Annotated in this window: 10 protein-coding genes; 3 read left to right on the forward strand and 7 right to left on the reverse strand. The window is 64.0% G+C overall.

Annotated features, from left to right (window positions below):
- The first annotated feature begins 24 nt into the window (after positions 1-24).
- The 3 genes from dapA (at position 25) to VI26_RS11275 (ending at position 3,600) form a co-directional block, all read left to right on the forward strand.
- Positions 25-900 carry a 4-hydroxy-tetrahydrodipicolinate synthase gene (dapA, locus tag VI26_RS11265; RefSeq protein ID WP_048409844.1) on the forward strand — a complete coding sequence of 292 codons (876 nt, stop codon included), beginning with the start codon at positions 25-27 and terminating at the stop codon, positions 898-900.
- An 11-nt stretch (positions 901-911) separates the two neighbouring features.
- On the forward strand, positions 912-2,393 hold the full coding sequence (locus VI26_RS11270) for an aldehyde dehydrogenase (RefSeq protein ID WP_048409845.1): 1,482 nt from the start codon (positions 912-914) through the stop codon (positions 2,391-2,393).
- A gap of 73 nt (positions 2,394-2,466) precedes the next feature.
- Positions 2,467-3,600, forward strand: coding sequence for a branched-chain amino acid ABC transporter substrate-binding protein (locus tag VI26_RS11275; protein WP_053074368.1), 1,134 nt, complete (start codon positions 2,467-2,469; stop codon positions 3,598-3,600).
- Between the two features lie 340 nt (positions 3,601-3,940).
- On the opposite strand, the gene VI26_RS11285 is transcribed toward VI26_RS11275, so the two are convergent.
- The 7 genes from VI26_RS11285 to VI26_RS11315 form a co-directional block, all read right to left on the reverse strand.
- Positions 3,941-5,335: a PLP-dependent aminotransferase family protein gene (locus VI26_RS11285; protein ID WP_048409847.1), complete on the reverse strand. Its 1,395-nt coding sequence runs from the start codon at positions 5,333-5,335 to the stop codon at positions 3,941-3,943.
- 73 nt (positions 5,336-5,408) lie between these two features.
- Positions 5,409-6,770, reverse strand: a complete 1,362-nt coding sequence (gene ccoG, locus VI26_RS11290) for a cytochrome c oxidase accessory protein CcoG (RefSeq protein ID WP_048409848.1) — start codon at positions 6,768-6,770, stop codon at positions 5,409-5,411.
- Between the two features lie 290 nt (positions 6,771-7,060).
- Positions 7,061-7,690 (reverse strand): MarC family protein, encoded by a 630-nt coding sequence (locus VI26_RS11295; RefSeq protein WP_048409849.1) that lies wholly within the window; start codon positions 7,688-7,690, stop codon positions 7,061-7,063.
- 143 nt (positions 7,691-7,833) lie between these two features.
- Positions 7,834-8,967, reverse strand: a complete 1,134-nt coding sequence (gene dapE / locus VI26_RS11300; RefSeq protein ID WP_048409850.1) for a succinyl-diaminopimelate desuccinylase — start codon at positions 8,965-8,967, stop codon at positions 7,834-7,836.
- A complete protein-coding gene (locus tag VI26_RS11305; RefSeq protein WP_048409851.1) occupies positions 8,964-9,314 on the reverse strand; it encodes an arsenate reductase in 351 nt (116 codons plus the stop codon). The genes dapE and VI26_RS11305 overlap by 4 nt, the downstream gene beginning before the upstream one ends.
- 7 nt (positions 9,315-9,321) lie before the next feature.
- Positions 9,322-10,452 (reverse strand): PilT/PilU family type 4a pilus ATPase, encoded by a 1,131-nt coding sequence (locus tag VI26_RS11310; protein WP_231581003.1) that lies wholly within the window; start codon positions 10,450-10,452, stop codon positions 9,322-9,324.
- Between the two features lie 135 nt (positions 10,453-10,587).
- Complete coding sequence (locus VI26_RS11315) at positions 10,588-12,270, reverse strand: long-chain-fatty-acid--CoA ligase (protein WP_048409853.1); 1,683 nt, start codon at positions 12,268-12,270, stop codon at positions 10,588-10,590.
- Positions 12,271-12,495 lie beyond the last annotated feature (225 nt).

Genomic DNA, 12,495 nt, shown 5'->3' on the forward strand with positions numbered 1-12,495 from the left:
CCCACCGCGTAAAGGAAAAACGCTATGCAACAACAAGGCATTCTGGTTCCCATCGTCACGCCGTTCGACCGCGACGGCCATCTGGACCTGGCGGCGCTGCGGCAGCTGGTCGAGCGTTTCATCGAACAAGGCGTCGCCGGCGTGGTCGCCTGCGGCACCACCGGCGAGTATTACGCCTTGAGCGAGGACGAGCGCCGCCAAGTGCTGGAGTGCGTGGCCAAGGCGGGCAAGGGGCGGCTGCGGCTGATCGCCGGCGCCAACGATCTGTCCACCAGCGGCGCGATAGCGCGCGCGCGCCAGGCGGCGGAGCTGGGCTATGAGGCGCTGATGCTGGCGCCGCCGGCCTACAGCTTGCCGGATCAGGCCGGCATCGTTGCCCATTTCAAGGCGGTGGCCGCCGCCAGCGCGCTGCCCATCATCCTCTACAACTTCCCGGCGCGCGCCGGTGTGTCCATAGACATCGCCAGCGTGGCGGAGCTGAGCCGCGAGCCCAATATCGTCGGCATCAAGGAAAGCAGCGGCGATTTCAGCCGCGCGCTGGCGCTGATCCAGGCGCGGCTGCCCGATTTCGAAGTGATCTGCGGTTGTGATGACCAGGCGGCGGATTTCCTGTTCTGGGGCGTGCGCAGCTGGATCAGCGGCGCGGCCAATGTCTTCCCCGGCGAGCAGGTGGCGATGCTGAACGCCGCCAAGGCCGAGGATTGGGCGCGGGTGCGCACGCTGATGGCGGCGATGTATCCGGCTATCCAGGCGATGGAATCCGGCGGCTACAACCAGAAGGCCAAGCTGGGCGTTCGCCGCCACGGCGTGGAGGCCGGCGATGTGCGGTTGCCGCTGCTGCCCTTGCCGGGCGCGGAAGCCAAGGCTTTCCTTGACGCGCTGGCCGCGTTCGATCGTTAAAGGAGACTGCAATGCCATTAAGCAAGGAAGCCGTATTCGAACACGCCCGTGCCGGGCGCTTGTGGGCCGGCCCGTTGATCCCCGGCCACGAAGGCAAGGGCACGCGGCTGGACAACCGGACGCCTATGGACAACAGCCTGATCGGTCATGTCGCCGCCGGCGACGCCGCCGATGTCGACGCTGCGGTGGCGGCGGCGCGCGCCTGCTTCGAGTCCGGCGAATGGTCGCGCCGGCCGCCGGCGGAGCGCAAGCTGGCGATGCAGCGCTGGGTGGCGCTATTGCAAGAACACGTGGAAGAGCTGGCGGCGCTGGACTGCATCGACGCCGGCAAGCCCATCACCGAATGCCTGAACACCGATCTGCCGGCCACGCTGGACACCTTTGCCTGGTACGCGGAGGCGATAGACAAATGCTACGGCAAGGTGGCGCCCACCGGGCCGGACGCGCTGGGCTTCATCGTCAAGGAGCCGATAGGCGTGGTGGGCGCGGTGCTGCCGTGGAATTTCCCGGCGCAGATGTATGCGTGGAAGGTGGCGCCGGCGCTGGCAGCCGGCAACTCGGTGGTGGTGAAGCCGGCCAAGCAGACCTCGCTCAGTGCCTATCGCATCACCCAGCTGGCGCATCAGGCCGGGATTCCCGCCGCCGCGTTGACCCTGGTCACCGGTTCCGGCCAGGCGGTGGGCGAGGCGCTGGGACGGCATCCGGACGTGGACATGGTGTCCTTCACCGGCTCCACCGAAGTGGGGCGTTTATTCCTGCGCTATTCCGCCGACAGCAATCTGAAGGAAGTGGTGCTGGAACTGGGTGGCAAGAGTCCGCAGCTGGTGTTCGAGGACGCCGAACTGGACGAGATCGTCGACGACGTGCTGGCCGCGGCGTTCTGGAATATGAGCGAGAACTGCAGCTGCGGCTCGCGCTTGATCGTCGCCGCCAGCGTCAAGGACGCCTTGTTGGAGAAGCTCAAGCGGCGTTTGGCCGGCTGGAAGCTGGGCCTGCCCACCGATCCGACGGTGCAGGTGGGGCCGCTGGTGGAACAAGCCCATTTCGAGCGGGTGAAAGCCTATCTGGAAGCGGCCAAGGCCGAGGGCGCGCGGCTGGTTCATGGCGGCCGCATCCACGCCGAGCTGGGCAGCGGCTGGTATATCGAACCCACCATCTTCGACCAGGTCAGCGCCAAGATGCGCATCTTCCAAGAGGAAATCTTCGGCCCGATCCTGGCGGTGAGCACCTTCGACAGCGAAGAAGAAGCGGTGCGCCTGGCCAATGACAGCGTTTTCGGCCTGGCCGCCTCGCTGTACACCCGCGACGTCAGGCGCGCGCAGCGCGTCGCCGCCGCCTTGCGCGCCGGCACGGTGTCGGTCAATGGCTTCTCCGAGGGCGATATCACCACGCCGTTCGGCGGCTTCAAGCAATCAGGCTTCGGCGGTCGCGACAAGGGTCTGGAGGCGCTGGAGCAATACCAGCAGACCAAGACCATCTGGTATGTGAACTAGTATCCGGCCGGCGCCGCTGCCGCGGTGCCGGTCGTATTCCGCAGCACCGATGTCAAAACAAAGGAGAGACAAGATGAAACCCATTATCCCCCTGCGGGCGGCGTTCGCCGGCGCCGCGCTATTGCTGGGCGTCCAGGCGGCCGCCGCCGAAACCGTGATCAAGATCGGCTTCGCCTCGCCCTTGTCCGGTCCGCAAGCGCATTATGGCAAGGACAATGAAAACGCCGCGCGGCTGGCGGTGGACGAGCTGAACGCGCGCAAGTCGCAGATCGGCGGCCAGCCGGTGCGCTTCCAACTGTTGGCGGAGGACGACCAGGCCGATCCGCGCATCGGCACCCAGGTGGCGCAGCGCTTCGTCGACGCCGGCGTGAAGGCGGTGCTCGGCCATTTCAATTCCGGCGTATCCATCCCGGCGGCGCGCATCTACGCCGCGGCCGGCATTCCGCAGCTGTCGGTGTCCACCAATCCAGCCTATACCCAGCAGGGCTACCGCACCGCTTTCCGCTTGGTGGGCAGCGACAGCCAGGTGGGCGCCGCGCTGGGACGTTTCGCGGTGCAGACGCTGAAGGCGAGCAGCATCGTGGTGATAGACGACCGCACCGCCTACGGTCAGGGCATCGCCGACGAATTCGCCAAGGCAGTGCAGGCCAGCGGCGGCAAGATCGCTCGTCGCGAGTACACCAATGACAAGGCCAATGATTTTTCCGCCATCCTGACCGCGGTCAAGCCGCTGCGGCCGCAGGTGGTGTTTTACGGCGGCGCCGACGCCCAGGCCGCGCCGATGGCCAAACAGATGAAGCGGCTGGGGCTGGACGCCAGGCTATTGGGCGGCGACATGCTGCAGACCCCGACTTTTCTCAGCCTGGCCGGCGATAGCGCCAACGGCCACTTCGCCGGCATTCCCGGCGGCCAGCTGAACGACAGGCCGGCGGGCAAGGCTTTCCGCCAGCGCTACCAGGCGCGTTTCAAACAGGATGTGGTGCGACTGGGGCCGCAGTTCTACGACGGCATGATGCTGGTGGCCGCCGCGATGCAGCAGGCGGGCTCGGTGGAACCGGCGCGTTATATGCCGGTATTGGCCAAGCTCAGCTACGTCGGGGTCAGCACCGATTTTTCCTTCAACGCCAAGGGCGATCTCAATAAGGCGGCGGTGACGATTTCCGAGGTCAAGAACGGCCAGTGGGCGACGCGGGCGGTGATGCAATAGTCAGGGTTGGAATGCGCGCCCGGGACCTTAGAACCTGTTCAATGTCTGCTGCGCTTCGGCGATACGGCGTTAAAAACAAGCTCAAAATGCTCATGTACCACTTGTACATTCCGCTTTTTCGCTCGTTTTCGCCTTATCTCGCTCTTGCTCGCGAGACTTTGAACAGGTTCTTAGAACCTGTTTACGATCTGCTGCGCGTCGGCGATACCGCGTTGAAAACGGCTTCGAAATGCTGATGTACCGCTTGTACATTCGGCCTTCTCAGCTGTTTTCGCCTTGTCTCGCTCTAGCTCGCGAGATCGTACACAGGTTCTTGGTCCCGGGCTTTTTGCGCGCGGCGTCAGTAGGCGCTGGCCGGGCTGAGCAGTTCAGCCAGCAGCGGCACGCCGGAGCGTTGCTGCAGCGGATCGTAGAAGCTGAAGTTCAGCCGCATCGCATTGCCGGCGTCCTGGCCCGGGGTGTGGAACAGCTGGGACGGCGCGAAGTGCAGGCCCTGCTGCATCGCCATCGGCAGCAAGCGACGACAGTCGACGCCGGGCGGCAGTTCCACCCACAGGAAGTAGCCGCCCAGCGGCAGCGCCATCCGGCAGTCGGCTGGGAAATGGGTGGCGATTTGCTGTTGCAGCGCGGCCAGATTGTTTTGCAGGCGCTGGCGCAGCAAGCTGAGCATGTCCTCGTGGTGGCCGCCGGCCAGCAGCCGCGCCAGCGCCATCTGGCTGGGTAGCGGCGTGGCCAGCGAGCTGCACAGCTTCAAGCCCATCACGCTGTCGCGGAAGCGCCCGGCGGCGATCCAGCCGACGCGGTAGCCCGGCGCCAGCGATTTGCTGAACGAGGAGCAGTGCAGCACGCTGCCGCGCTGATCGAAAGCCTTGAGCGGCAATGGCGCGCCTTCGCCGAAGTACAGCTCGCGGTAGGTGTCGTCCTCGATGATGGGCACGCGGTGGCGTTCCGCCAGCGCCAGCAGCGCGGCTTTTTGCGAATCGCTCATCACCTGGCCGGTGGGGTGCTGGAAATTGGGCATGGCGATGATGGCGGCCGGCTGATGCTGGATCAGCAAGGCTTCCAGCCGCTCCAGGTCCAGCGGCTGGCCGGGCGGACAGTTAAAGCCCACCGGGCGCAGCGCCAGTTGTTCCAGCTGTTCGAAGATGGGCGGGAAGGCCGGGGTGATCACCAGCATGCAATCGCTGCCGCTGAGGCGGGCCACCGCGCGGATCGCCAGGTTCAGCGCCTCCATGCCGCCGCAGGTGATCAGCATCTCCTCGCCGTCCAGCTCCACGCCCTGGGCCAGGTAGCGCAGCGCCAGCTCGCGGCGCAAGCCCTCGTAGCCCTCGCTATCGGTGCTGGACAATGCGTAGCGGTAATCGCTGAGCGCGCGGGTCAGCGCGCGGGTCAGCGGCGTGGTGTTGATCAGCACCGGGTTCATGAACGGGCAGCCCCAGGGCATGGGCAACGCCATGGTCAGGTGTTCGGCGCGGAATTCGCCGGGATGGTCCGGCAGCGGCGGCGCCTGCCGCAATGACAGCGAGGACAGGCCCAGCACCCGGAAGCCGGAACGGGGTAGCGATTCGATCAGGCCTTGTTTTTCCAATTCGGCGTAGGCGCGCTGGGCGGTGGTGATGCTGACCTTGTGGTCCAGGCATAGCTTGCGCAGCGAAGGCATGCGGTCGCCGGGGCGCAGATGGCCCTGCTCGATGGCATGGCGGAAGCGCTGGCTCAGTTGACTGGTCTTGCTCATGGTATTCCTGGCGGTTGAGCCGCGGCGGCGGCGCGCCGCGGCATGACTGCTGATGGACTGCTAAAACACGCGTTCATTCGCCGATGAAGCTGGATTTTTCCCTGATGATACTACCGTCATGGCTCAGCGAGCTGACCACGAAATAGATGTCGTGCGCACCGCGGGTGGCGTGTTCGGGTTCGGCCTGCACCCTGACGGTGACGGTTTCGGTGCGGGTGGGCGCCACTTCGACCACCTGTCCGGGCTTGTCCAGCCTCAGGCTGGGCAGGCCTTCCACCTGGATCTTGAAGCGCTGCGCCTGCTCGCTGGTGTTGATCAGCTTCAGGTTGTAGCTGTTTTCCAGCAGGCCGTCGTCGGTGGCGCGCACCAGGATGGCGCGGTCGCGCAACACATCCACCTTGAACGGCTTTTTCAGGATCAGCGCGGTGGTGGACAGCGCGATGATGCCGGCCAGCAGGCTGGAGTAGACGATGACGCGCGGACGGTGGCTGCCGCCGGCGCGTTGCGGCTTGTCGGCGGCTTCCAGCGCGGCGGCGCTGGTGTAGCGGATCAGCCCGCGCGGCGCGTGGATCTTGTCCATCACCTGGTCACAGGCGTCGATACAGGCGGCGCAGCCTATGCATTCATATTGCAGGCCGTTGCGGATGTCGATGCCGGTGGGGCAGACCTGCACGCAGATGCCGCAATCGATGCAGCTGCCGCGCGCCTTGTCGGCCGCTTGCTTGCCCTTGCCGCGCGGCTCGCCGCGACGGTTGTCGTAGGAGATGATCAGGGTGTCGTTGTCGAACATCGCGCCCTGGAAGCGGGCGTACGGGCACATGTGCAGGCAGACTTTTTCGCGCAGCACGCCGGCCAGCAGCCAGGTGAAGCCGCCGTAGAACAGGATCCAGAAACTTTCCCACGGGCCGTAGGCCAGGCTGGGCGCGGCGGCGGCCAGTTCGCGCACCGGGGTGAAGTAGCCGACCAGGGTGAAGCCGGTCAACAAGGAGAACAGGCCCATCAAGCTGTGGGACAGCGTCTTGCGCGTGAATTTGTTCACGCTCATCGGCGCGGCGTCGAGCTTGCGGCGTGCATTGTGGTCGCCCAGCGTCAGCCGCTCAATCCAGATCATGATCTGGGTATAGACTGTCTGCGGACAGCTATAGCCGCACCAGAGTCGGCCGGCCAGCGCCGTCCACAGGAACAGGCCCAGCGCGCAGATCACCAGCAAGGCGGCGAAGTAAATGAAGTCCTGGGGCCAGAAAGTGAGGCCGAAGATCAGGAAGCGGTGCTGCTCCAGATCCAGGTGCACCGCCTGGCGGCCATTCCACTGCAGCCAGGGCAGGCCGAAGAAAGCCAGCTGGGTGGCGAGCACCATGAATACCCGCGCATTGTTGAAACGGCCGGTGGTCAGTCGGGGGTAGATTTTGATGGGGACGGCGTGCTGGCTAGACATGGTGAAATGCCCATTGAATGAAAACCCCTTATTAGTACTGCTTGGGATCGGTACAAACAATGAACAGTTCACCCTGAAAATGTGTATACAGCGGCATCTGTCCGTATACAGGCGCAGACTGCAAGGACAGCGTTTAAATCAAGAAATACTAGTAAAAACAGTGTGTTTTGTGCGATATTCGCCCGCGCCCCTGCCAGGGGGAAGCGATGCGGGCGGAGGAAAATCGCTTGGGACTGTATTGATGTTGTGGGTGCGAGAATGTTGCCGAATAAGCAGATTCTGCGCGATTTTCAGCGGGTTAGCTGCGGGAAAAGACGATAAATTCCGTCAACGATGATTTCCACCGACACCGCCGCCAGCAACATGCCCATCACCCGGTTGACGATGTTGATGCCGGTCTGCCCCAATAGCCGCGACAGCGGCGAGGCCAGCACCAGCGCGCCGTAGCAGGTGATCGCCACCAGCAAACTGCTCACTAAAAGATAAACCACCTGTACCCAGGATGATGCGGTGGTGGCATAGATGATCACGGTGGAGATGGTGCCCGGCCCGGTCATCAGCGGGATGGCCATCGGCACTACCGCGATATTGGTCTTGGTCTCGGCTTCTTCGCGTTCCACCTTGGTGGTCTTGGTCGGCCCTGGCTTGGCGTTCATCAGCGCGATGGCGATCAGCATCACCAGCAAGCCGCCGCCCACCTGGAAGGAGCCGACGCTGATGCCGAGAAAGCGCAGCAAGGTTTCGCCGACGACGGCGAACAGGCAGAGCACGATGGCCACGGCGATGGCCGTGGTCTTGGCGATCTTCTTGCGCTCCAGCTGGTTGGAGGTGGGCGTCAGGCTGATGAAAATGGGAATGGCGCCCAGCGGATTGACCAGCACCAGCAGCGCGATGAATATTTTTGCGATTTCGACTTCCATGGTTCGGATCATACCTTTCGCAGGCGGCCGCCGCATTCAGGCGGGAGACGGGAAGCGTCGACGCCGCGCCACGGCGGCGCGCCGCAAAGTAAAAAAACCGGCCGCGCCAGGCGCAACCGGTTTCAGCATAGCCGGAATTCGGCTTAGACAGCGTTCAGCAGCAGTTCCAGCGTGCGCCGGTAAATCGCCGACAGCGGTTCAATGTCGGCCACTTCCACGCACTCGTTCAGCTTGTGGATGGTGGCGTTGACCGGGCCGAATTCCACCAGTTCGCTCGCGACGCGCTTGATGAAGCGCCCGTCGGAGGTGCCGCCGGTGGTGGACAGCTCCGCCTGGTGGCCGGTGATCTCGGCGATGGCGCGGCCCAGCGCCTCGGTGAGCTTGCCTGGCTGGGTCAGGAAGGGCTGGCCGGACAGCTGCCAGTGCAACTCGTAGCCCAGGCCATGGCGGTCCAGGATGGCGCAGACGCGCTCCTTCAGTGATTCCGCGCTGCTCTCCGGTGAGAAGCGGAAGTTGAAGCGGATGTCGCAATGGCCGGGGATGATGTTGCTGGCGCCGGTGCCGGCGTGGATATTGGACACCTGCCAGCTGGTGGGCGGGAAGAAGGCGTTGCCCTCGTCCCAGCGCGTCGCCGCCAGCTCGGCCAACGCTGGCGCCATCAGGTGCACCGGGTTCTTGGCCAGGTGCGGATAGGCGATATGGCCCTGGATGCCGTGCACGATCAAATGGCCGGACAAGGAGCCGCGGCGGCCGTTCTTGATGGTGTCGCCCAGCGCCTGGTCCGAGGTGGGTTCGCCGACGATGCAATAGTCCATGGTTTCGCCGCGGGCTTCCAGCGCGTCCACCACCTTGACACTGCCGTCCACCGCCACGCCTTCCTCGTCCGAGGTGATCAGCAGTGCGATGGAGCCGGGGTGGTCGGGGCGGGCGGCGACGAAGTCTTCGCAGGCGGTGACAAAGGCGGCCAGCGAAGCCTTCATGTCGGCGGCGCCGCGGCCGTAGAGCAGGCCGTTGCGCACCGTGGGCTCGAACGGCGGGCTGTCCCATTGCTCCAGCGGGCCGGTGGGCACCACATCGGTGTGGCCGGCGAAGCAGACCAGCGGGCCGGCGTCGCCGCGGCGCGCCCAGAAGTTGTCGACCTCGCCGAAGCGCATGCGCTCGACGCGAAAGCCGATGGCTTCCAGCCGGGCTATCATCAGCTCCTGGCAGCCTTGGTCGCGCGGCGTTACCGAATCCAGCCGGATCAGCTGCCGCGCCAGTTCTAGGGTGGCGCTCATTTCAGCAGACGCTCCGCCCAGTCGGCTTCGATAAAGCCGACGCTGATCTTGCCGCCGGCGTCCAGCACCGGGCGCTTGATCACCGAGGGGTTGGCCTGCATCAGCGCCAGCGCGGCCGGCAATTGCTCGGCGCCGGCCTTGACTTCGTCCGGTAATGCGCGCCAGGTGGTGCCCTGGCGATTGATCAGCTTGGCGAGGCCGACCGCGCTCGCCCATTGCTCCAGGCTGGCGGCGTCCACGCCTTGTTTCTTGAAATCATGGAAATGGTAATCGAGGCCGTTGTCGCTCAGCCATTGGCGGGCTTTCTTGACAGTGCTGCAGTTGGGGATGCCGTAAAGAGTGATCATGGGTGGGTTACAGGTCCAGTTTGATGCTGTCGAAGCTTGGCGGCTCGCCGCCATCGGGTTTCTTGTTGTCGCCGCTCGCCGGTTTTTCCTTGGTCTGATTGATCAGCCAGTACAGATTGGTGGGCGAGTCGGCGTTTCTCAGTGCCTCGTCCAGGCTGATGCGGCCCGCGCTATACAGCCGGTACAACGCCTGTTCGAAGGTTTGCGAACCATCGCTCATGCTGTTTTCGATGGCTTCCTTGATTTTGTCTATCTCTCCGTTGCGGATCAACTCCGAAATGTGCGCGCTGTTGATCAGAATCTCGATCGCCGGCACCCGTCCGCCGTCCAGAGTGGGGATCAAGCGTTGCGAAACCACCGCTTTGAGCGCGGCGGACAGGTCCATCAGCAGCGCGGCGCGGCTTTCCGCCGGGAAGAAATTGATGACCCGGCTCAGCATGTGGTAGCTGTTGTTGCCGTGCAGCGTGGAAATGCACAAATGGCCGGACTGGGCGTAGGTCACCGCCTGGGTCAGCGTTTCCGGGTCGCGGATCTCGCCTATCATCAGCACGTCCGGCGCTTCGCGCATCGCGTTTTTCAGCGCGCGGGCGTAGGAGAGGGTGTCGAAGCCGACTTCGCGCTGGTTGACGATGGATTTGTCGTGGCGGAACAGGAACTCGATCGGATCCTCCACGGTGAGGATGTGGCCGCTCATGCTCTGGTTGCGGGTTTGCAGCATCGCCGCCACGGTGGAGCTCTTGCCGGAGCCGGTGGAGCCGACCACCAGGATCAGGCCGCGCTTGAGCTTGATCAGCTCGCTGAGCACCGGCGGCAACTGCAACTGCTCCAGCGAGGGGATGTTGGGCAGGATGTAGCGCACCACCATGCCCACCGAGCCGCGCTGCCAGAAGATATTGATGCGGAAGCTGCCGAGGCCGGGGACGGGATGGCCCAGATTCATCTCGCGCTCTTGTTCGAACGAGCTGATCTCCTCCTCGCTCATCAGGCTGTAGGCCAACTGCTTGACCATGTCCGCGGTCAGCGGTTTTTCGTTCAGCGGCAGCAGTTCGCCGTTCTGCTTGATCATCGGCGGGGAGAAGCTGGTGAAGAACAGGTCGCTGGCGCGGCGTTCGGCCATCAGTTTGAAAAACGGCAGCATCAACATAATCGTGCACCCGGAACAAACAACTGTTATTTGGATAGGAGCGGCTGTCAGGCTTCAAGTGTAGCCGCCCACGCTCAAAAAAAACGCCGCCCAGGAGCGGGCGGCGGCGATTTCATCTGCGTGGCATGGTCAGGCCGGCTTGGCGGCGCCGCTCTCGTCGCGCAGCGCGCGGCGCAGGATCTTGCCGACATTGGTCTTGGGCAATTCGTCGCGGAACTCCACCAGCTTGGGTACCTTGTAGCCGGTCAGATTGTCGCGGCAGTGCTGGACGATGTCCTTCTCGCTCAGCGCGCGGTCCTTGCGCACCACGAACACCTTGACCACTTCGCCGGACTTGTCGTCCGGCACGCCGATGCAAGCCACTTCCAGCACGCCCGGGTGGCTGGCCACCACGTCCTCGATCTCATTCGGATAGACGTTGAAGCCGGACACCAGGATCATGTCCTTCTTGCGGTCCACCAGCTTGACGAAGCCGTCCGGCGTCAGCATGGCCATGTCGCCGGTGGCGAGGAAGCCGTCCGGGCTCAGCACCTTGGCGGTTTCGTCCGGACGGTTCCAATAGCCTGTCATCACCTGCGGGCCGCGGATGCACAACTCGCCCTGCTCGCCGGGGGCGACTTCCTCGCCCTCGGGACCGCGCAACTGCATTTCGGTGGAGGGCACCGGCACGCCGATGGTGCCGTTGTAGGCCGCCAGGTCCAGCGGGTTCATGCATACCGCCGGGCTGGCCTCGGTCAGGCCATAGGCTTCCACCAGGGTCACGCCGGTGACCTGTTTCCACTTGTCTGCCACCGCCTTTTGCACCGCCATGCCGCCGCCCAGCGCCAGGCGCCAGGTGGAGAAGTCCAGCTTGGCGAATTCCGGATTGTTCAGCAGCGCGTTGAACAGGGTGTTGACCCCGGTCATGCAGGTAATCGGGTATTTGCTCATCTCCTTGATGAAGCCTGGGATGTCGCGCGGATTGGTGATCAGGATGTTGAGCGCGCCCATCTCGGTGAACACCATCAGATTCGCGGTCAGCGAGAAGATGTGATACAGCGGCAGCGCGGTGACGATGATTTCCTGCCCCGGGCGGATCGCCGGCTTCACCCATTCGCCGGCCTGCAGCATATTGGCGACGATATTGCGGTGCACCAGCATCGCGCCCTTGGACACGCCGGTGGTGCCGCCGGTGTATTGCAGGAAGGCGATGTCGTCGTGACTCAGCGCCACCGGCTGGTACGGCGCGCTCGCGCCTTGCGCCAGCGCGTCCTTGAAGCGGATGTGGCCGGGCAGGCGCCACGGCGGCACCATCTTCTTGACCTTGCGCACCACGAAATCGACCAGCATGCCCTTGGCGAAGCCCAGCATCTCGCCGATGGAGGCGATCACCACGTTCTTGACCTGGGTGCGCGGCAGCACCTGCTCCAGCACGCTGGCGAAGTTCTCCAGGATCACGATGGTTTCCGCGCCGGAATCCTTCAACTGGTGTTCCAGCTCGCGCGGGGTGTACAGCGGGTTGACGTTGACCACGGTTCCGCCGGCGCGCAGCGTGCCGAACACCGCGATCGGGTATTGCAGCAGATTGGGCATCATCACCGCCACGCGGTCGCCCTTTTTCAGCCCCAGCTTGTGCTGCAGGAAGGAGGCGAAGCGGCCGGAGAGCTGATCCATTTCGCTATAGCTGAGCTCCTTGCCCATGCAGGCCAGCGCCGGGCGGTCATGGAATTTCTTGACGCTGCGGTCGAAGACCTCGACCACGGACTGGAACTGATTGATGTCGATTTCGTGAGCTACGCCCGGCTGGTAGTTTTTGAGCCACACCTTTTCCATAAATCCCGGTTTCTCCATCGTGCTGGTTAACGAGAGTCGCGCCAGCGTGTCGCGCGCCGGCGGGCGTCGTACCTATTTGGTGACTATATATTTGTTATGTCGTGGCGGCTTGGGCGCCACTGAGAACGTGTTCACGATCTCGCGAGCTAAGGCGAGACAAGGCGAAAACGGCTGAGAAAGCGGAATGTACGGTTGGTACATGAGCATTTCGAAGCTGTGCTCACC

It is taken from the genome of Chromobacterium sp. LK1 (assembly GCF_001043555.1).
In the GTDB taxonomy this organism is placed as follows: domain Bacteria; phylum Pseudomonadota; class Gammaproteobacteria; order Burkholderiales; family Chromobacteriaceae; genus Chromobacterium; species Chromobacterium aquaticum.